At 61.4% G+C, this 20,535-nt stretch carries 14 protein-coding genes; 10 read left to right on the top strand and 4 right to left on the bottom strand.

Annotated elements, in window-relative coordinates; all coding sequences use genetic code 11:
• Positions 1–46 precede the first annotated feature (46 nt).
• Together NDJ82_RS15355 and NDJ82_RS15350 are read left to right on the top strand one after the other, a co-directional pair.
• On the top strand, positions 47–280 hold the full coding sequence (locus NDJ82_RS15355; RefSeq protein ID WP_016977534.1) for a VF530 family protein: 234 nt from the start codon (positions 47–49) through the stop codon (positions 278–280).
• Positions 281–284: 4 nt separating this feature from the next.
• Positions 285–908, top strand: coding sequence for a Pr6Pr family membrane protein (locus NDJ82_RS15350; RefSeq protein ID WP_191947191.1), 624 nt, complete (start codon positions 285–287; stop codon positions 906–908).
• 1 nt (position 909) lies between these two features.
• Here NDJ82_RS15350 and NDJ82_RS15345 read toward each other — a convergent pair whose 3' ends face one another.
• Positions 910–1,677 carry a siderophore-interacting protein gene (locus tag NDJ82_RS15345; protein WP_250925790.1) on the bottom strand — a complete coding sequence of 256 codons (768 nt, stop codon included), beginning with the start codon at positions 1,675–1,677 and terminating at the stop codon, positions 910–912.
• Positions 1,674–2,222: a PadR family transcriptional regulator gene (locus NDJ82_RS15340; RefSeq protein ID WP_112193654.1), complete on the bottom strand. Its 549-nt coding sequence runs from the start codon at positions 2,220–2,222 to the stop codon at positions 1,674–1,676. Before NDJ82_RS15340 ends, NDJ82_RS15345 begins: the two co-directional genes overlap by 4 nt.
• A gap of 501 nt (positions 2,223–2,723) precedes the next feature.
• Between NDJ82_RS15340 and NDJ82_RS15335 the strand changes: the two genes are divergently transcribed.
• The 6 genes from NDJ82_RS15335 (at position 2,724) to NDJ82_RS15310 (ending at position 9,702) form a co-directional block, all read left to right on the top strand.
• Positions 2,724–3,224 (top strand): CS1 type fimbrial major subunit, encoded by a 501-nt coding sequence (locus NDJ82_RS15335; protein WP_250925789.1) that lies wholly within the window; start codon positions 2,724–2,726, stop codon positions 3,222–3,224.
• 119 nt (positions 3,225–3,343) lie between these two features.
• On the top strand, positions 3,344–5,863 hold the full coding sequence (locus NDJ82_RS15330; RefSeq protein WP_250925788.1) for a CS1-pili formation C-terminal domain-containing protein: 2,520 nt from the start codon (positions 3,344–3,346) through the stop codon (positions 5,861–5,863).
• Positions 5,864–6,366: 503 nt separating this feature from the next.
• Positions 6,367–7,119, top strand: coding sequence for a hypothetical protein (locus NDJ82_RS27520; RefSeq protein ID WP_352230441.1), 753 nt, complete (start codon positions 6,367–6,369; stop codon positions 7,117–7,119).
• 36 nt (positions 7,120–7,155) lie between these two features.
• Positions 7,156–8,391, top strand: a complete 1,236-nt coding sequence (locus NDJ82_RS15320) for a hypothetical protein (RefSeq protein WP_250925786.1) — start codon at positions 7,156–7,158, stop codon at positions 8,389–8,391.
• Between the two features lie 61 nt (positions 8,392–8,452).
• Entirely contained in the window at positions 8,453–9,214 is a 762-nt protein-coding gene (locus tag NDJ82_RS15315) for a pilus assembly protein (protein ID WP_099583523.1), read from the top strand.
• A gap of 5 nt (positions 9,215–9,219) precedes the next feature.
• Complete coding sequence (locus NDJ82_RS15310) at positions 9,220–9,702, top strand: CS1 type fimbrial major subunit (RefSeq protein WP_099583549.1); 483 nt, start codon at positions 9,220–9,222, stop codon at positions 9,700–9,702.
• Between the two features lie 66 nt (positions 9,703–9,768).
• On the opposite strand, the gene NDJ82_RS15305 is transcribed toward NDJ82_RS15310, so the two are convergent.
• Entirely contained in the window at positions 9,769–12,864 is a 3,096-nt protein-coding gene (locus NDJ82_RS15305) for a transglycosylase domain-containing protein (protein ID WP_250925785.1), read from the bottom strand.
• Between the two features lie 184 nt (positions 12,865–13,048).
• On the opposite strand from NDJ82_RS15305, the gene NDJ82_RS15300 reads away from it, so the two are divergent.
• Together NDJ82_RS15300 and NDJ82_RS15295 are read left to right on the top strand one after the other, a co-directional pair.
• Positions 13,049–17,671: an RNA-dependent RNA polymerase family protein gene (locus tag NDJ82_RS15300; protein ID WP_250925784.1), complete on the top strand. Its 4,623-nt coding sequence runs from the start codon at positions 13,049–13,051 to the stop codon at positions 17,669–17,671.
• Between the two features lie 268 nt (positions 17,672–17,939).
• The gene (locus NDJ82_RS15295) at positions 17,940–19,352 is read left to right on the top strand and encodes an amino acid permease (protein ID WP_099583520.1); all 1,413 of its coding nucleotides are present in this window, start codon (positions 17,940–17,942) and stop codon (positions 19,350–19,352) included.
• A gap of 47 nt (positions 19,353–19,399) precedes the next feature.
• On the opposite strand, the gene NDJ82_RS15290 is transcribed toward NDJ82_RS15295, so the two are convergent.
• Positions 19,400–20,524 (bottom strand): OpgC family protein, encoded by a 1,125-nt coding sequence (locus tag NDJ82_RS15290; RefSeq protein ID WP_191958226.1) that lies wholly within the window; start codon positions 20,522–20,524, stop codon positions 19,400–19,402.
• Positions 20,525–20,535: the final 11 nt, after the last annotated feature.

Raw genomic sequence — 20,535 nt, 5'->3', positions numbered from 1 at the left:
GTGATAAGGTGTGCGCCTTCGTGATTACTTTTTTCATAGGCCCGGCATGACCGCGACAAGCAACGACCCCCTTCACGGCGTCACCCTGCAGCACGTCCTCACTACCCTGGTGGAACACTACGAATGGGAAGGCCTGGCCGAGCGCATTGATGTGCGGTGTTTCAAGAGCGACCCGAGTATCAAGTCGAGCCTGACGTTCCTGCGCAAAACGCCGTGGGCGCGGGAAAAAGTCGAAGGGTTGTACGTCAAGCTGATGCGCACCAAACGCCCGCTGGATTGAACCCATGAAGCGGTTTATAGCGGCAGCGGCACTGGCCGGTTGGATGGGGTTGGCGACTCAGCAGTACCTGATTTTCTATTCGCGCTGGGAAGCCGGCGCCAGCCTGCTGGGCGGGTTGATCAACTTTTTCAGTTTCTTCACGGTGCTCACCAACACCTTGGCGGTGGTGGTATTGAGTTATGCCCTGGTCCAACGGGATTCAGCGGCGAAGCGGTTTTTTCTCAGGCCGGCGATCAGCAGTGGGATCGCTGTGAGCATCCTGGTGGTGGGGTTGGCGTACAGCCTGTTGCTGCGGCATTTATGGCAGCCCGAAGGCTTTCAGTTCATCGCCGACGAACTGCTCCACGACGTGATGCCGGTGCTGTTTTTTATCTACTGGTGGCGGTGTGTGCCCAAGGGTACGTTGCGCTTCAAGCACATCGGCGCCTGGGTGCTGTACCCGCTGGTGTATTTCGCTTATGCGCTGCTGCGCGGGGATTTGCTCGGGCAGTATCAGTACCCGTTCATTGACGTCGGCACCCTCGGTTATCCACAGGTGTTCGTGAATGCCGGAGGGATTCTGGCGGGGTTTGTGGCGATTGCGCTGGCAGTGGTGGGGCTGGATAAAGTCATCAAGCCCCCTACTTGATTCAATCTTCTTCACTGCCTTCGGCGCGCCAGTAACCGACGGCCTTGAGGAACTCTTCATTGACCTTGTGGGTGTCCAGCAGCACCCGGCGTACCTGGCGCGACAGCTTGGTTTCGGTGGCGACAAAGCTGTACAGCGTGCCACCGGGCAGCGTCAGGTTCTGCACCACTTCCAGCAGGGTGTCCTGGCCGCGCACCACCCATATCACGTCCACATCGGCAGCACTGCGCAGCGTTTGCTGCTCCGCGGCATTTTCGATCTCGATCACCGCCAAGACCTTGCGCCCCGCCGGCAGTTCTTCCAGGCGGCGACCGATGGCCGGCACCGCGGTTTCGTCGCCGATCAGCAGGTAGCTGTCGAAGATATCCGGCACGATCATCGAGCCGCGCGGCCCGCCGATGTACAGGCGCTGACCGACTGCGGCTTGTGCGGCCCAGGTCGACGCAGGGCCATCACCGTGCAGCACGAAGTCGATGTCCAGTTCGCCGATGCCCAGGTCATAGCGGCGCGGCGTGTAGTCGCGCATGGGTGGTTGCGGGCCGTCGCCCTTGAGGCTGAACGTCGGGCTTTCCAGGGCATCCCGTTCGGCGGCGGTCTGCGGAAACAGCAGCTTGATGTGATCGTCACTGCCCAGGCTGATAAAGCCTGCCAGCTCCGGCCCGCCCACGGTGACGCGGCGCATGCGCGGCGTGATGTCGACCACGCGCAGTACGTCGAGGCGGCGTAATTTGATTTCGTGGCTAACGCGATGGATGACTTGCGTATTCATTGGGCTTTCCCGTCGGCAATGGCTTGGGCGGTGCTGTTGAGCAACGCGGCGACACGCTGGATTTCTTCCGGGCTCCAGCGCCCGTGGTGCGAATGCAGAGCGTGGCGCAGGTTATGCACCGCCTCATGGATTTGCGGCGGGCGGTCATGGCCGCGCAGCGAGCGTTTGCTCACATCCATGCGCATGCGGATACCCTCAAGCGCAATCGCCTGTTCGCTGATGAAGAGACGACCGGCGTCGGTGATTGTGTAGCGTTTTTTTCCGCCCTCGGCGTCGCCCGTGATCAATTCGCTTTCTTCAAGAAAGGTCAGGGTGGGGTAGATCACTCCAGGGCTGGGGCTGTAGGCGCCGTCGAACAGGGCTTCGATCTGGCGGATCAGGTCGTAGCCGTGGCAAGGCTGGTCGGCAATCAGCGCCGGCAGCAGCAGTTTCAGGTCGCCCGGTGCGAAGACGCGGGGGCCACGCCCGCCGCGTTCACGGCCGGGGCGTTTTTCGAAGCCGTCGTGGCTGTCACCGTGGTCTCGGTGGTGATGAGGGTCTCTCATTTCTGTGCGCTCTCTTTGCAGGTTTAGACATAACGTAAGATATATCTTATGGTTTGGGTATGCCTGGGCGACCAACGGTCATTCGCCTAGGTGCATGGGGCAAGTGCAGTGCAACTTTTAACGTTTGCGCTATAACTATTGATTAGAGTTGCTGCTCTAGTTTTTTATGCAAGGCTTGGCCGTTTTTTATTATCTTTGTGGTACTGTTCTTACAGGCTATTCAAGTTGTTTTAGTGTCGGGTAGTTGTGTAGTACAAATCTTACGGATACTTTTAAAGTTTTGGCAAATTGCCATAAAATTCACGCAAGCCGCGTAGTGTAAGGGCTACGTGTTTATGGGAAGTTGCTGGCATATTTGAAATTGAAATCGGTGGATCATACCTGGGTGTTGTGCTGACCACTTGCGGGCAGTCATGACTCTCATTGCAGGTTGATTTTGTTTGTTAACGTCAAGTTCAACTTGTGGTGGTTAATCCAATACCCAAGAAACAGGTATCCACCATGTTCAAGAAGTTTGTGATTGCTGCCCCCCTGGCCGTTCTGGCACTGAGTTCGTCGGTTGCATTCGCAGCCGGCGAGGCCAACCACACCGTCAACATCAAGGCCAACATTCCGACCACCGTGTTCCATGCTCAGCCACGTGATCCCAACTTTGGTCGGGACGAAACCATGAGCTACAACCTGGTGAGTGGTGAGCTGGCACCGTTGACCGCCATCTACGACCTGAAGAACACCAACGGCTCGGTCCACGCTTATATCGAAGGTGGCCCGGCGGTGTTGTTCAACGGTACCCCTGCACAAAACATCCTGCTGACTACCACCCTGCACGGCGTGGAGCTGGATGGCACGCCAAAAGAAGTGGTGAACGAGGCTGATTCGACCCCAGGCGTCGGGGCTCAACTGCGCATCGCGGCCGCCAAGCCTACGGAGACCCAGCGCGGTGCCTACACCTCCGCCGTGGCGCTGGTGTTCGACGCCGTACTGCCAACGCCTGCTCCCTGATGGCGTAAGTGCCCGATGAGCCTTGCGCTCTCGGGCATTGGCGCTCAGGCCGGGCTTCTGTCCACCGGGAGTCCGGCCTGTTTATCACTTTGTCTCTTGGCTCTCAGAGTATTGCTTTCATGTTCCCGATGACGCCCATCGCGGTTGCGCTTGCGCTAGTGATTTGTACGAGTGCCTTGGCTGCGCCGACACCCATCGCCGTGACGCCCGCCAACTTGCTCACCCAGTCCCAGGGTTTGCCGGCGGGGTTTGTCGACCATTTCTTTGATGTGCCACTGGCTGTGCGGGTCGAGCTTGATCAGCAATTGCTGGGAGAGGCGCTGATTGTCCTGTCTCGCGATGAGCGCGTGACGCTGCTTGAGTTCACTGAGTCGGGCGACAGCAAGGTGCCCGCCGCTACCCGTGATACCTGGCAAGGCTTGCTGGAAAAGGGCCTGCCCCTGGGTGCGTGTACCCAATCGTGCCCGCAGCAGTTGGTGTCGATGCACTACAGCCTGGAAAGCTCGCAGTTGTCGATCATCACCCAAAACGTCGAACGCACCGGTGATGCGCCGCGTTACTACCAGCAGCCCGAAGGCGGCAGCCGGGGCCTGATCATCAATAATCAGCTCAACCTCAACGGCGGCCAGGACGAAGACCTGGGCGGACGTTATGGCTTGCAGGCCAGCGCCAGCCTGGGTAACTGGACCCAGGTGTTCAACCTGCAACTGGCGCGCCAGAGTGGCGACGAAGAGCAACTGCGCCACGCGATCCATGAGCTGTATACCCAGCGTGAACTGGAAGGCCAGTTTTTGCGCCTGGGGCATTTCACCCCCAATTCCGATGGCCTGACGCGGCAGTTGCGCAGCTTTGGCGCCAGCCCCGACACGGCGCTGGGTGTCATGTATGGCAGCTCTGACAGCCTGTCCATCAACAGCGGCAAACCCAGCGTGTACCCGATCTACGTCACCGCCAACCGCCAGGCCGCCGTGGAGATTTACCGCAATGGCCTGCTGATCAACACTCAGGCGGTGTCGGCCGGCTTGCAGACGTTGGACACGCGCCCCTTGCCCGGTGGCATCTATGAAGTGGAGGTGCGTCTGGTGGAAGACGGCCTGACCGTCAGCACCACCCAGGAGCTGGTGTACAAGCCCAGTAACTGGCGCAACGCTGATGATCGCTGGCGCTACAACGTGTTCGCCGGGCGTGAAACCAAGTTGTTCAGCAACTGGGACGAACAGGCCAGTGGCGCGATCACCGCCGGCGCCTCCGTCAACTACCTGGTGCATCCACGGGTAATTCTCGGTCTGTCGGCCCGTGAAGTGCGCGAGCAATTGCAATATGGCGGCTCGGCGGACTGGACAGTAGCCAGCAATACCAGTCTCTACGCCAATGTCTACCAGACCCGCGAACACGGCACCGGCATGGACCTGCAAGGGCTCTATAGCTTCGGCGCCACCAACCTGGTGTTCAGCCACAACCGCAGTTGGCTCGATACCCGCGACACCTACGAAACCCTGCCGGACGGCACCCGCCTGCGGCGCAATACCTTCGTGGGGCAAACCAGCAATTCGGCGCTCTCGGTGAACCACCATGTCGACACCAAAAACTCATGGAACGTGCGCCTGTCCCACAGCGAAGGCAATACCGAGGGCGCAGGTGTGGACCTGGGCTGGAGCCGTCGCGATACCTTGATGGGCAGCGACGCCAACTGGCGGCTTTCGGTGTTCGACCGTCCCGCCAGCGCCGGCACCGGTAACGAGCGCAATCGCGGCGTCGACCTGAGCCTGAGCCTGGCCCTGGGCAGCGATGGGCGGCAAATATCCGGCAGCATCGGCAGCCGTACCGCCCGTGAAGGGGGGCGCGATAACAACGCCTCGGTCACCTACCGCCAGGACCTCAACGGTCATGTACTGCAAAGCGTCTCGGCCACGGCGATCACCGACACCTACGGGGTGGGGCTGTCCGGCATGGCCAGCTTCGACACCGATGTGGTCAGCGGCGACGGCTTTGTCCAGCGCAGCTCGTTCAACGGTGATATCAGCGGCGGCCTGAACCTGAACAGCACCTTCGTTGCCGGCGCCGACAAGATGCTGCTGACCAGCCAATACCAGAGCAACGGCGCGGGCATGATCATCGACGTCGAGACCGACCTGGACAGCATTGCCCTGCGCGCCGATGACTTCAGTGGCGGCGGCGCGATCCTACGGCCTGGGCGCAACTTTGTGCCGGTGTCGGCCTACAAGAGCAGCACCGTGAACTTCGACTTTGAAGGCAACCATCCGCCGGCCGCCAACATCCAGCCGGCGCGCGCCACGTACCACCTGAACAAAGGCGGGGTGGACTACCGAAAAATCACCGTGATGAAAACCGTCAGCGTGCTCGGGCGCCTGCTCGATGCCCAGGGGCAGCCGCTTAGAGGCCACCACGTGATCAACCACGCCAGCCGTGGCGTGAGCGAAGCGGACGGGTTCTTCTCGATGGAAATGAGTGCCAGCGCGCCGACGCTGGAAGTGCGCTACCAGAACCAACTGCTGTGTCAGTTCCGCCTGGACCCGGCCACCACCGCCAATGCAAACGATGTGTTGATGATCGGCGACCTGCGTTGCACGCCGGACACCCTGGCTGAAAACACACTCAGCGCGCAGACCGCCGGTTGAGTGCCATGACGAGACAACTCACGATGAAACGCATCAATACAGTGATCACACAGATCGGGGCGATGGGCGCGGCGCTGTTGTTCAGTTTGTCGGCGCAGGCTGCGGTTCAGGAGATCCGGGCGACGTTTGTCCCGGATCCGTCTAACCCGATGGTCAACCGCTTTGAGAATAAAACGCCCCAAGCGGGTGTCTGCGTCTCCTTCATGCCTGCACGTTGCAAGGCGTTGGGTATTTTCAGCCTGAGGCTTCCAGGGCTTTCGTTCGTTACGAAACAGGCGATTGAAGCTAATCATGAAAACCCCCGGCAGGGGTTCATGCTCACCCTACCTTCAGATTGGCGGGATGTGGAGGTGCGCCACAGCACAGGTGAGACGGAAGTCGTCCAGATACGCATTGCCGGTATCGGTGGTAGTTGGAACCTTTCTTATCCACCCGGGGTGAGTGCCTGGGCCCGGCCTGGGGCTAGCTGGCAATCGATGTGGCAATCGGCACCTGCCCCCTGCATGAGTACCAATTTCCTGGCGGCGGGTGCCTCTTATGCCCAGTTTTTCTGGTTGATGCCCGAGGGGGGCGGGGCTTGTGCAAGAACGCCGTCGCTGACGATTCCTTACTTCCGTTGGAGTGGCATTGACTACGTGTATGAACTGCGTACCCCCAACCCGTTGAGCATGCGCGCCGGTGAGTACCGTGGCTCGCTGTCTTACTCCATTGGGCGGGGGATGGACTTTGATATGGGGGATGCGCTGATCCCGAGTATCGACACGGTAGCCCTCAACTTTGTCCTGAGCGTGGAACACGCCCTCAAAGTCGACATCCCGCCCGGCGGCAACCGCATCGAACTGATCCCCGAAGGCGGTTGGCAAGCCTGGCTCAATCGTGGCCGCACACCGGCCCGGTTGTACCGCGACCAAACCTTCAAGATTGCCGCCAGTTCGCGTTTCAAGATGCAGTTGGAGTGCTCGATTGTCATGGGCAACACCTGTGGCTTGCGCAACGGCATCGGCGATGAAGTGCCGGTGCAGGTGGCCGTGACCCTGCCCGGCGGCATCGACGGCCAGGGCGACCAGGCGGTGCGCAGACGCCCGCTGCGCCTGGATGGCAGCGGTACCGAACTGTTCCAACCGCTGTTCTACGTCAACGACCGGCCCGGCACCCTGCACTTTGACGTGTTGCGTGACGACATGGGCGAAATGCTCAATCGGCCGGGCAGTACCTACTCAGGTGTGGTGACCGTGATTTGGGATTCGCAGGTCTAGAGCGGCCACGATCAATCAATGACGAGACAACTCACGATGAAACGCAGCAACACAGTGATCAAGCAATTGGGGGTCATCGGCGCAGCGCTGTTGTTCAGCACATCAGCGGTCGGTATCACCCGGGAAATCACGGCGGTATTCAGGCCGGATCCAGCTAACCCGATGCAGAACAAATTCGAAAACACCACGCCTCTGAGCACGGTCTGCGCAAACCATATGCCCTCCCGCTGCAAGCAATTGAATATTTTCAGTCTCAGGGCGCCTGAGTTCCGGGCGAGAACGATTGCGCCGGTTTTGGCCAATCATGAGGATGAGCGGCAAGGGTTTATGGTGAAGGTGCCATCCGACTGGCGGGACTTACAGGTCACACATGTCATGACCGGTGAGACCGAAACAGTCCAGATGCGTATGGCCGGTATCGGTACGCCATGGGACGTTCCACGTCCTCCAGGAGTCAACGCCTGGGCGCCGCCGGGTCAGGCATGGCAGCCAGTATGGACGAACGCTCCGAGCCCATGTGTAAGTACCGGCTTCCTGGTGGCCAGCACTAATGCTGCTGCCTATTTTTGGCTGGTGCCCGAAGGTGCGGGAGCGTGCAGCCGAAAAACTGCGCAGGATCTTTCTTATATAAACCTTGCACAGATGGAGTACGCCTACGAAATCAAGACCCCTAACCCATTGGGTATGTCTTCGGGGCTGTACCGAGGAAGCCTCACCTATTCGATGGGCCCCCGCGCGGACTTTGATTTTGGCGATGTGGTCATTCCCGTGCAGAACGCTATTACGTTCAACTTTGCCTTGAGTGTCGAGCACTCCCTCAGGGTCGACATCCCGCCCGGCGGCAACCGCATCGAACTGATCCCCGAAGGTGGTTGGCAAGCCTGGCTCAATCGCGGCCGCACACCGGCACGGTTGTACCGCGATCAAACCTTCAGGATCGCCGCCAGTTCGCGTTTCAAGATGCAGCTGGAGTGCTCGATTGTCATGGGCAACACCTGTGGCTTGCGCAACGGCACCGGCGATGAAGTGCCGGTGCAGGTGGCCGTGACCCTGCCCGGCGGCATCGACGGCCAGGGCGACCAGGCGGTGCGCAGACGCCCGCTGCGCCTGGATGGCAGCGGTACCGAACTGTTCCAGCCGCTGTTCTACGTCAACGACCGGCCCGGCACCCTGCACTTTGAAGTGTTGCGTGACGACATGGGCGAAATGCTCAAGCAGCCGGGCAGTACCTACTCAGGTGTAGCGACCGTGATGTGGGATTCACAAATTTAGGTCGGCCCCGTAACAACGGCGGGCCAGGCCCGCCGCATTCAATCAATGAGGTGAAGTAAACATGAAGCGTGCAGTGTTATGGATCGGGTTGTGCCTGTTGTCGCTCACGGCCCATGCCGGGCCGCAGATCAATGTCGGGGTGGTGTACGACTACCTGGAGGGTGAGCGCAGCTCATACCTCAAGCGTGTGTTCAACGGCGGCACCAGCACCGCGTTCGTCAAGGTCAATGTGCTGGAGATTGTCTACAGCGAGGACGGCACCTCTAAAGAAGTACCGGTTGGTTCGCAGGTGGACGATAAAGGCGTGACCACCAACCGCGATGGCCTGATGGCCAGCCCGGCGCGCTTGATCGTGCCGGTGAACGGGCGCCAGGGCACACGGCTGTTGTACATGGGCGCGCGGGACAAGGAGCGCTATTTCCGCCTGCGCTTTATCCCCGTGGTGCCGGAAAAAGACGACAACTTCGGGATCAGCTCTGAGGAACAGGCCGAATACAAGGATGACCTGGCTGCCGGGATCAACGTGATGACCGGCTACGGCACGGTGTTTTTCGTGCGCCCCAAGGACACCCGCTTCGATACCCAGATCAATGAAACCCCGGATGAGTACCGACTGCGCAACGCCGGTAACAGTGTGGTGGTGCTGGACGAGTTTCATGACTGTTCGGCGAGCAATGCCACCGACTGCGTGCCGACTACCAAGCACCACATCCTGCCGGGACGCCAGTTGAAATTCGAGAAAAAACCGGGCCGGCGCTACAACTTTGTATTGGTTGAAGGGCAGGGCAAAAAACCGCTGAAGTTCGAAAAACGTAACGGGTGATCATGATGTTCAAGCAACTGACAAGACTCGCTGTGCTGGCCGCCTTGACGGTGGTTGGCACACATGCCGGAGCGATTCAGGAGCGCCATTCCTTTGATGTGTCGGTGACGATCCCGGTCCACGAGGCTTATGTACTGCCATCGGAGCCCGACTGGATGGGCCAGGACCAATTGCTCGCCTGGAACCTGGTGACCTCTGAACTCAGTCGCCTGCGCAAGAACTTCGACGTGAAAAATATCAACGGCGGCGTTGCAGCCCGCTTGGGGGCAGAGCCTTACCTGTTCAACGGGCGCAACCGCATCGACTTGCAAGTGCTGTTCAACCGGGTGCCCTTGACCCTGGACGCCACTGAAGTGGTCAATGCCGATGACGCTCGCGTAGGGCGCCGTGCCGAATTGGACATCGCCGCGATCAAGCCCGAAGGCGGCTACCGGGGCGGGGATTATTACGGCACGGTGCATCTGGTGTTCGATTTCCTGGCGCCGTAATTAAACAACGCTTAAAGGCTGACACAGAACCCTGTGGTGAGCGGGCTTGCTCGGCTACTGTGACGTTTATTGTGTCGTGGATACTTGGCACAAGGTGTGCCCACCGGGTTGCAGATAAGGTGTCAGCCAGGGCGCCATGCCCTTGAGGACCTGTACGGGCAGTGCGGAGGTGAAGGTGAACTGTTGCGCCGAACTGCCCGGCACAAACGCGGTCAGCGTGCCGAAGTGCTGCTCGCCGATGTAGAACACGAAGGTGGCGGTGCGGTTGATCGATTTGGAACTGAGCAGGCGCCCGCCGGCACCGATGGCTTCTATGCGGTTGTCACCGGTGCCGGTCTTGCCGCCCATGACCAGCGGCGTGCCGTCCGCCAGTTTGAAACTGCCGGCCACGCGTTTGGCGGTGCCGTCGTCCACCACTTGGGACAAGGCCGAGCGCAAGGCGCTGGCGACTTCACTGGGCATCACCCGTTTGCCCTTGTCGGGGTTGTTCACCAGGCGGGTGTCATAAGGCGTGCCAGCGGCGAAATGCAGGCTGTCGATACGCACGGTCGGTTGGCGCACGCCATCGTTGAGGATGATTCCCACCAATTCCGCCAGGGCTGCGGGCCTGTCGCCCGAACTGCCAATGGCGGTGGCCAGGGACGGTACCAAGTGGTCGAAGGGATAGCCGACGGCTTGCCAGCGTTGATGAATGTCGAGGAAGGCTTCGATCTCCAACATGGTGCGGATGCGGCTGTCCCGGGCGCTTTTGTGGCGGCTTTTGAACAGCCAGCCATACACCTCCTGACGCTCGTGCTCGCTGGCGGCGACGGCCTGGGTGAAGGTGGCGTCGGGGTGGTTGAGCAGGTACCCGAGCAGCCACAGGTCCAATGGATGGACCTTGGCGATATAGCCTTGGTCCGGCAGGTCGTAGGCGCCGGGGCCGTAATCCTTGTAGAGCTTGGCCAGGCGTTCGTCGGTGAGTTTTTCCGGGGCTTTGGTGGGCAGATGCGCGCGCACGAAACGGTTGAAGCTGTCCTGATTGGCCTGCGGTAGCAGATAACGGTGCACCGCCGCCAGGCGCATGGCGGTGGGGTGCATGCTGTCGAGGAAGGTGTCGAGCCGGGCCTGGGTGTCTTTATTGCGGTAGCGCTTCCAGAACCGCAGCAGGAAAGTAGTGCCCTCGCGGTCGGCGAACTGGGCCAGGTATTCCTGGCGACGCGGGTCGTTGTCATCCTTGAGCAGCTCGGCGCTGTTGTTGGGGCCTTGATAGGTGCTGTAGCGCACCAGGTCACGCATCAGGCGAATGAACGGCAGGTTGATCGACTCACGCAGGGCCTCACGCAAGGTGGGGTTGCGGCCGTTGTCTTCGTTGCGAAAGTTATTGAAGTGATGCAGGCCGCCGCCGGTAAAAAAGCGCTCGCCGGGACTGGCCGAATACTGCCGGTTGAGCGCCGCATCGAGCATCTTCGGCAGGCTGCGGTCGCTGTTTTGCGCCAGGTAATCCACGGCCCAGCGCGATAGGCGATCCTGCTCGTCGACGCTGACGGTTTTCAGCGCGGCGGGGGTCTGGTCGGCATAACGGTCGTGCAGCTCGCTGATGATTTGCAGGTAGGTGGTCAGCACCCGCAGCTTGGCGGTGGAGCCCAGTTCCAGCTTGCTGCCTTCGTTGATGTCGAAGGGTTGGTCGGTGTTGTCAGTTTGTACCCGTACCCGTGCGCCGTCGGCGGTCATCTCATAGAGGGTGAAGCTGTAGCGCACTTGCGCGGTGCTGGCGGGCGTCAGCAGGCGCGGGCCGAGCAGGCCGATCTGGCCGGCGAAGGCGGGATCTGCCAGGTGCTTGAGGTAGGCCGTGGCCTGGTTTTGCAGATCGTCCTGCAAGGTCGTGGTGGCGGTCAGGTCAAGGCGGTCCAGGTCGTACAGCGGACGGTTGAGCAGGGCGGCCAGGCGACTGCGGGCGACGCTGATGCCTTTGTTGGTTTCAATCGGTTGCATCGTCGGCTGTTGCTGCCAGTCGCGATAACTCACCCGGCTGGCCAGGGCGGCGTCCGCCAAGGCCGGTTCGATGACGTTGTTCTGCGTCAGCAGGCGGATATGGCTGTCGGTCAGGGTTTCCAGTTCGGCGTGGCCTTTGGACAGGTAATGGGAAGGCCGACGCTGGGCGATCATCAACGACAACACCTCGCGCAGCGCCACACCTTTTTGCGCGAGGTGTTGCGCGGAGTTGTCGGCGAGCAGCGCGTTGGTGCGGTTGAAGTCGGCGCCGTACCACACCCGCAGGCCTTCGGCCATGCCATGTACTTCGCCGTGGCCGGGCACGGCGGACAACGGCACGCTGTTGAGGTAGTCGCGCACGATGTTCTGGCGTGCCTGCAAGGTCTGCGGGCCGTCCTGATACGCGCGCACGCTGGCGGAAAACATCTGGCGCAGTTTCTCGCCGCCGGACAACGTCAGGCCGTCGGGCGAGTGGCGGTATTTTTCCAACTGGGTGGCCAGGGTGCTGCCGCCCGCCGTCTGCCCCGGCAAATGCAGCAGCTTGGCCACTTGTGACCAGGCTGCCTTGGCGAAACGCGGCCAGTCCACCGCCGGGTTGGCTTCAGGTTGCGCCGGGTCGAGCAGGTCGCGGTTTTCGATGAACAGCAGGCTGTTGACCACCACCGGCGGGATCGCGGCGAAGTCCTGATACGACTGGTGTGGATAGGTGAAGCGGTACAGCGGCTCGGCTCGGCAGTCGCTGATCGACAGGCCCGCCTGGATTTTCTCGGCATAGGGCACGAACAGGCCCCGCTCGGTGTACGCCATCAACGGCGCTGAGAACCGCGCCTGACGATCAATCAGGTAATTGCGCTTGAGCAGGCGCGGCAGGAATTCATCCAGGTCGCTGTAGCCCAGGCGTTTGTCGAAGGGGCCTTCACCGGGATAGACCATGGCATCGCTGGGGCCGGGCTCCAGCGTGTAGCCGAGCGTCGCGGCCAGGTGACTCAGTTGCTGCGCCTGCCAATGCGACGTGCGCATTTCGCGCTGGGCGGCGTAACCCGCAGCGATCAGCGCGATTACCAGCAGCAGCCACACCATTCGCCACCGATACAACGGCTTGCGGGGGCGTCGTGGCAATGGCTGTTCATCCAGGCTGTCGGCGGGAGCCGCAGCCTTGGTCGAATCGGTTTGCCATAAAGCGCCCATAGTCGATTGATCCATCCCGGCAGATTGATCGGACTTGATTGAAGCTTAGACGCTGATTGGCGCAGCCGAGAAAATTGTCGGCGTGGGCGGCGCTATCCGGCTACCACAGTCGGGGCGACGGTCTTCCTTAACGTACAGGGTTTATCGGACCCAACTCCGGGGCCGTCATAAGGAAGCCCACCCCATGCCGGAAACACCTTCATTACGTCGCGGCCACATCAAGCAAGTCGTCAGTTTGTTTTCTGACGCCCCAACACTGCGGGAGGTGGCGATCGAGCAGGTACAGGCCACGCTGGATCGACGGTTTGGCAGCTGCAACTTTCTCGCCGAGCGGGTCGCCATCGGCACCCCAACCCAAGCCGAGCAGCACCTCTACAGCCGCCTTGCGGACGAGGTCGTGCTGCGCCTCACCAGCGCACGGCCAGTGTGGTATGTCGAGGGTTACGATCAAGTCTTCTTGCACCAGCGCGAAGTCTATGTGAAGGGTGGCCCGCCATTGGCGGACATTGAAAACCTCGTCAACCAACTCGGGCCGAACCTGTTGGACGCCTGGCTTGCACGACTGCAGGGCTGGTGGCGTGAGACGCTGCCGGTGAACATGACGCGATGGGGCTATCTGTCCGACGATTGCCTGGCGTTGCTGTATGACAGCTCGCCACCACCGGGCATGGATGCGCAGCAATTCGCCAAGGTTTTTCCAGCCACGGAATTACGTGCCACTCGTCCTGATCGGCAATGGAGCCTTCACGGCGCTTCGTTGCAGGTCTGGACCGTACACGTCCGGCCCAAGGGCACGCTGCAGACTCCGCAAATGCTGCCGCTGTTGATCCTCGACCATCGGTTGTTCGGCGCCGAGTTGCGTACGTTGTTGCTTTTCAGCCTGGCGACGGGCGTTCAGCCGCTTACGCGCCTGGAGGACATCGAGGCGTTGATCCCCGACTACCTGAACGAGCGTCTGGCCGGTCAGGCGCTCGAATGGTTTGTTCAGGAGCCTTGGGGCGATCCGTTCGACGCCCTGGCCGCCAGCTATGCCGAACGCCAGCGGGCGGATGTGTTGGCCATCGACTGCACCGTGCCGCGTACGCCCAGCCAATTCCAGCAGATGCTCGACTATGTGACGGACCCTATGCGTTGGTTCGAATCAGTGCTGACGCCGTTTCAGCAACGGCTGCAGGACCAACTGCCGCTGTGGCTGATCCATGCGTCGACGGCAGACAGCCTGGCCTATGCCCGCGCGCTTGAGGTTCTGGTCGTGGCGCAGGCTTCGGCGGGCGGGCGGACTTTTCTTGACGGCATCGCGCCGATTCGGACCTTCGCCGCGCGAGCCCTGACGCAGTGCCTGCTCAAGGAGCGCAGGGCCAACGGCGTCGAGCCGGATGACATCAAGCTGACCTACCGGATTGTGACCGCAGCCATGACGCCGGGCGGCTTTGCCAGCGGTGACGTGCGTCACGTGACCCTGAGCCTTACGGACCTGGCCCTGGAGAATCTCGGTGGTTTCCCTCATTTGCCATCAGCGATCACCCTCAAGGGCAATCCCGCGCCTGCCTGGCTGACGGCGACGTTGCTGAAGGGCTGCGTGACCGAAGTGGATATTGGCCAGTCGTACCCGCAGTTGCTCAAGGACACATTGATAGACGATGGCGCCGAACGGTTGCGCCGCGAAGCGTTGTTTATCCAGCAAGTGCGCGCCCAATTGCCGCTGCTGGCGGTGCAGATGAAGATCAACGCCGAGAACGGCATGACCGAGGCCGGGTATCGCCTGGTGCAGGCCGCCGTGACGCAGCAACCTGAGGCGGCGTTATGGCCGTTGGCATTCAGCGCCACGCCCACGTCCACCCCGGACACGGTGGTGAATATGTATGTGATTGGCGCCCGGCATTCCGAGTTGGGGCCGCACGTGCTCTACCAACCGTTGTTCAGCCCCTGCCTGCGAGAGTTTGCATCCGCCCAAGCCTTGTTCGAGGCGATCAAGGCACCGGGACCCTTGCAGGACATGGTGCTGGCCTGGCTGCCTGCGACGCGCCGGGCGGTGTATGCCAATGGCGGTTTTCAGGAACCGCATGTGCGGCACTTTCTGCCCGGCGATGAGTTCAGCACCCCCGAGCGCCCGGCGCCGGCTCAACTGAGCAAATCCCTGGAGAGCGGTGACCCGTTGCCTCAGGTGTTCGCCGCCACGGTTCAGGCGCTGGTCAGCCTGGCGCAGCGCCAGTCGGTGTCCAACGCCGAGCAGCGTTGGATGACGTTGAAAGAAGCTGGGTGGTTGCTGTTCAACAGCGTTTTGCCCTTTGTCAGGGGGCCGGTGGCGCTGGCGGGGTGGATGGTTCAGGTGATGGACGGTGTCTATCAGGACGTGCACGCCATCAGCAGCGATGACGCGGCAGCCCAGGCCCAGGGGGTCATGGACCTGTTGACCAACCTGGTGCTGATTCTGGCGCATCGGGCGTCGCCCCACGAATGGCCATCGACGCTGGCGTTGCAACATCCGGCCTTCGAGCCGACACCGCCAAGAGTTGCGCCGACGACCGTGGTCCGCGGCCCGCTCGGCGTGCCCTTGCGCTCGCCCAGTGGCTGGAGCAATGCACGCGACACCCTCACGCCGCCCCTGCAAGCCCGGCTCGAACGGCTGAGCCTGAGGGCACTGCCCTTGTCTGAGCGATTGCCGGGGGCGCAGGTCGGCGGGCGGCTCGATGGGGTGTTGTTCAACGCCGCCGCACAACCGCCGCAGTGGCAGGTGCCGGTGCGCGGCCATGTGTACCGGGTCAAGGTCACTGATAACAGTGTGCGGGTGATCAGTGCCGATGGTCGCGAGCTGGGGCCATGGCTCAGGTTGTTGGACACTCGCGTCTGGGACGTGGATTTGCGCCTGCGCCTGCTGGGAGGGCAGGCTGACAAGCCGGTGGCTGTGCCGGACACGGCGTCGCGCTACGAGCAACTGGAACGGGAGTACCGTCAATACACTCAGCGTCGGGAAGCGGCGAATCGTGCAATGACCGTGGCTCGTCAGCTGAAATCCAGTGCCGACCCGCGCATGACCGAACAGCAGCGCGCCACGGCCGCCGACCGATATGCTCAAGAGCTGCGAAACAAGCTGGACGCTTCATTGCTGGAGTTGCAGAGCCTCAAAGGCTTGCGCGCCCTCAAGCCACGCCCGGGCTATGAAGGTGAATTGTCGACGTCGCTTGAGGGGCTGATTCGTAACCTGTGGCAGTTGCAGTCGCTGGCCCGTGATACGACCGCCGCTATCAATGCCAGGATCTTGTCGCTGCTGGACCAGGTGCAGTTCGAGACAGCGGAGGAGGCCCTGTCGGATATCAATCAACAGGCTCACCGCACCTTGGGCGAGTGTATGCGACAGGTGGCGGACAGCAATGAAAATGCCATCGACTTGCGCGTCCGAGAACTCGATTTCCTGCAGGAATTGAAGCGCGTACCCAAGTACGGGGAGAACAAGGCCCGCGCGTTGCTGTTGGACCAGCCGACAGGCCCGACGGTACTGGAGTTGCAGTCATTGCAGGTGACGACCCTGTGGGCGGTGGCGCTCAAAGCCGAAGGGCCGAGGCTGGCCGATGATTTCTTCCAAAGCCTGGATGACACGGTTCATCGCGCACGCTGGGCCAGCAGTTCCCTGGCGCAACTGGACGAGCTGGCGCCCCAGAGCCCGCAGTTGCGTATCGAGTTGTTGGAGAGCTTCAGCCGCGTCTACGCGCTGACCGATGACCGCATCGAATTCTGGCGAGCGATGGAGCCGGACAAATTCCACCTGGGCTACCTGGATAAATTGCAACGCTTGTTCACTCAACTGCGCGCGCAAACCGAGCGTCAACTGGCCGCCGCCCTGACCACCGCGAACCCTGAGCCGGTCGCTGCCTCGGCCCCTGCTGCCGCCCCTCGTGCGGTACGCAAAAGCATCATCCGCACCCGCAACCAGGACATGTATGTCGCCCGCCTCACGTTGGCGACGGACGAACAGCCGGTCGAGCTGGCCGAGGTGATGGATAACCAGGACACCGTGATCGCTTCGTTTACCCACGCCGCCGATGGGGTGTGGGAGCCCGTCACCAAGCCTGCTCCCAAAGGTGCTGCCCCGCTGCCCAACCTCAACCGTTTGATTGAACAGGGCAAGGCGTTGCAGGGGGCAGTGGAGCAGGCAATTGCCGAAGTGCTGAAAATGGCGCGCAACGCCAACGAGCCCCAGTCGCTGCAGGACATTCTGGAGCAGCGCGCCGACACGTTGCGCCAGTGTGCCGACGCCATCCACCAACGCCTGCAGCACACCGAGCCGGCCCCCCTGGCGGCTACCCAACAGGCTCGGGCCAGAACCGTGGCCGACGAGTTGCGAGCTGGGGCCAGTCGTTTGTCGGAGCAGGGTTTGCAGGCTCGCCTGAATGCCATCAAGGCGCGTGCGCCCACTCAGTCGGGCCTGGAAGTGCTGGTCAGCCACCGTGAGGCGCGCATTTTGCGCCAAGGCGGGCGGATCGCGCTGGCCGCCAACGCCAATGATTGGTTGCAGACCTATGTGGTGATGGATGTGCACACGCGGCAGGCCTTGTGCTACGGGCACTTTCACTATGAGCGCCAGACCGGACCGGACGATCATTTCACCGCTGCGCACCTCAAGACACCGGCGCAGCATCGCATGGGCAAACAGACCCAGGCACAGGTCCAGGCTCAGGCTTTTGCCCGCATTCAGGCCGGGCAAGGCGGGCGGGCGGTGCAGACACTGGAGATTCATCGCGGCGAGATCAACCTGAAAATGGCGCGCAAGTTGTTTTTCGACGCGCCGTTGTGGACGCAGGAGTGGTAGGCGCAGGCGTGTATTTGCGTGAAATGGCGCACCATTGCTGTGCGATACTCCAACTGTGCAATCGGATTTACACGGGAACTCCCGCTGAATATTGCCATTTATAGAGTGAAAATCACTGGGTTGAGCTTTTTATACTGCACTCCCTGATCTGGCCCGGCCAGACCGGTTTACCCAAGAAGTGAACCGGGAACCGTACCTCATGACAGACCCGTCGCGAGGTATCGGAGTCGCAGGCTCATATCCAATAACAAGACGAGGTTGTATCCCTATGCCAGTCGGCAATCACCTGCCCCAGGGCGAGACCGCTTCGGGCGGCCCGCTCAAACGCGAACTGGGCGAGCGGCATATTCGCCTGATGGCGCTCGGCGCCTGTATCGGTGTCGGCCTGTTCCTCGGTTCGGCCAAGGCCATCGAAATGGCCGGTCCGGCCATCATGCTCTCCTACATCATCGGTGGCCTGGCCATCCTGGTGATCATGCGCGCCCTCGGCGAGATGGCTGTGCACAATCCGGTGGCCGGCTCCTTCAGTCGCTATGCACAGGATTACCTCGGCCCGTTGGCGGGTTTTCTGACCGGCTGGAATTACTGGTTCCTGTGGCTGGTGACCTGCGTGGCGGAGATCACCGCCGTGGCGGTGTACATGGGCGTGTGGTTCCCCGATACGCCGCGCTGGATCTGGGCCCTGGCGGCCCTGATCAGCATGGGCACCATCAACCTGATCGCGGTCAAGGCCTTCGGTGAGTTCGAATTCTGGTTCGCGTTGATCAAGATCGTCACCATCATTGCGATGGTGATCGGCGGCGTGGGCATCATCGCGTTCGGTTTTGGCAACGATGGCGTGGCGTTGGGGATTTCCAACCTGTGGGCCCACGGCGGCTTCATGCCCAATGGTGTGCAGGGTGTGCTGATGTCTCTGCAAATGGTGATGTTCGCCTACCTGGGTGTGGAGATGATCGGCCTCACCGCCGGTGAAGCGAAGAACCCGCAGAAGACCATTCCCAATGCCATCGGCTCGGTGTTCTGGCGCATTCTGTTGTTCTATGTCGGCGCGCTGTTTGTGATTCTGTCGATCTACCCATGGAACGAAATCGGCACCCAGGGCAGCCCGTTTGTGATGACCTTTGAGCGCCTGGGCATCAAGACCGCTGCCGGCATCATCAACTTCGTGGTGATCACAGCGGCGCTGTCGTCGTGCAACGGCGGCATCTTCAGCACCGGGCGCATGCTCTACAGCCTGGCGCAGAACGGCCAGGCCCCGGCCGCGTTCGGCACCACCTCCAGCAACGGCGTTCCGCGCAAGGCGCTGCTGTTGTCCATCGGCGCGTTGTTGCTGGGCGTGTTGCTCAACTACCTGGTGCCGGAAAAAGTCTTCGTCTGGGTGACCTCCATTGCCACCTTTGGCGCGATCTGGACCTGGGTGATGATCCTGCTGGCCCAGCTCAAGTTCCGTAAGAGCCTGAGCCCGGCCGAACAGAAAAACCTCAAGTACCGCATGTGGCTGTACCCGGTCAGTTCGTACCTGGCACTGGCCTTCCTGGTATTGGTGGTGGGCTTGATGGCGTACTTCCCGGACACGCGCATTGCACTGTATGTGGGGCCGGTGTTCCTGGTGCTGCTGACGGTGTTGTTCTATGTGTTCAAGTTGCAGCCGACGAACGCGGCGGTGCGTTCAGCGGCCTGATAGCCAGACGGACAACAAAAAGCCCCTTGATCGGGGCTTTTTGTTTTTCAGGCCTGGGCCATTTTTGTAGATTGGTTCAGGCGTTTGTTGAACTCCAGCCAGGCTCCCAGCAAGGCCATCAAGGCAGTGCCTGCCAGAGCGGTCAAAATCTGCATGGCGAACGCATCGCCGGCCATGGCGTTGACCATGTCCGCCAACGGTGCCAGCAACACGCCGAGGCAGAACACTTCCAGGGAGTAACGGCCCATGCGGCAGGTTTGTTGCGCCAGCCAGTTTTGCGTCCAGCCGCGGCCCGGCAGCAGTTTGGCGGTGACGTAGGCCAGGGCCAGGAAGTGCAGCAACCGCACCGGCGACAGGTCGGTCTTGCTGATGGGGTACAGCCAGTCACTGAGGGCCGATGGCATCCACGCGTCATGGATCTCGGGCCAGCGCCACGACAGGGTGATCACGCCAGCGGCCAGCACATAGGCGGCTGCGGCGAGGAATAACGGCTGCCGGGATAAGGCCTGGTTTTGCAGCGGGCGTGGCCGGCTGGCATGAATCGCCGCTGCGCCGCCGAGCACGAACAGCAACTGCCAGGTGACCGGGTTGAAGTACCACACGCCGTCGGCAATCGCCCGCAGGTTCCAGCCCATCCACGGCGCCAGCAGGTACACCGTCATCGACGCGCCCACCACCAGCCAGGTCTGGCGCAGCAACAACGGCAGCACCAGCGACAGGCCGGCCAGCAGCACGATGTACAACGGCAACGGGTCCATCAGGTTGGGCTTGAAGCGCAGTAGCAACTCATCGGTCAGCGCCTGCTGCGGGTGGGTAACGAAGTGCGTCAGGCCCATCTCTTCGACGAGGTCGCGGGTTTCCACATGGCTGTTGGCGAAGAACACGATGCCCATCAGCATCGCCAGCAAAAAGATATGCACCACGTACAACACCCAGGTCCGACGCAGGATCTTCAGGCCAGCCATCCAGTAACCCTCGCGCTGCAGGACCTTGCCGTAGGCCAGCACCGAGGCATAGCCGGCCAGGAATACGAACACTTCGGCGGCATCGCTGAAACCGATGTTGCGCAAGGTGATTTGACCGAGGGGGTTGTGGGGGACGTGATCCCAGAAAATGAAGATCAACGCCAGGCCCCGAAAAAAATCGATGCGCGGGTCGCGTCCGTTCAGCATGGCAGCGGGCT

It is taken from the genome of Pseudomonas sp. SR18 (assembly GCF_023701505.1).
In the GTDB taxonomy this organism is placed as follows: Bacteria; Pseudomonadota; Gammaproteobacteria; order Pseudomonadales; family Pseudomonadaceae; genus Aquipseudomonas; species Aquipseudomonas cyclaminis.
Note: the sequence above shows the minus strand (reverse complement) of the source record. Positions and strands in the feature narration are given on the sequence as shown.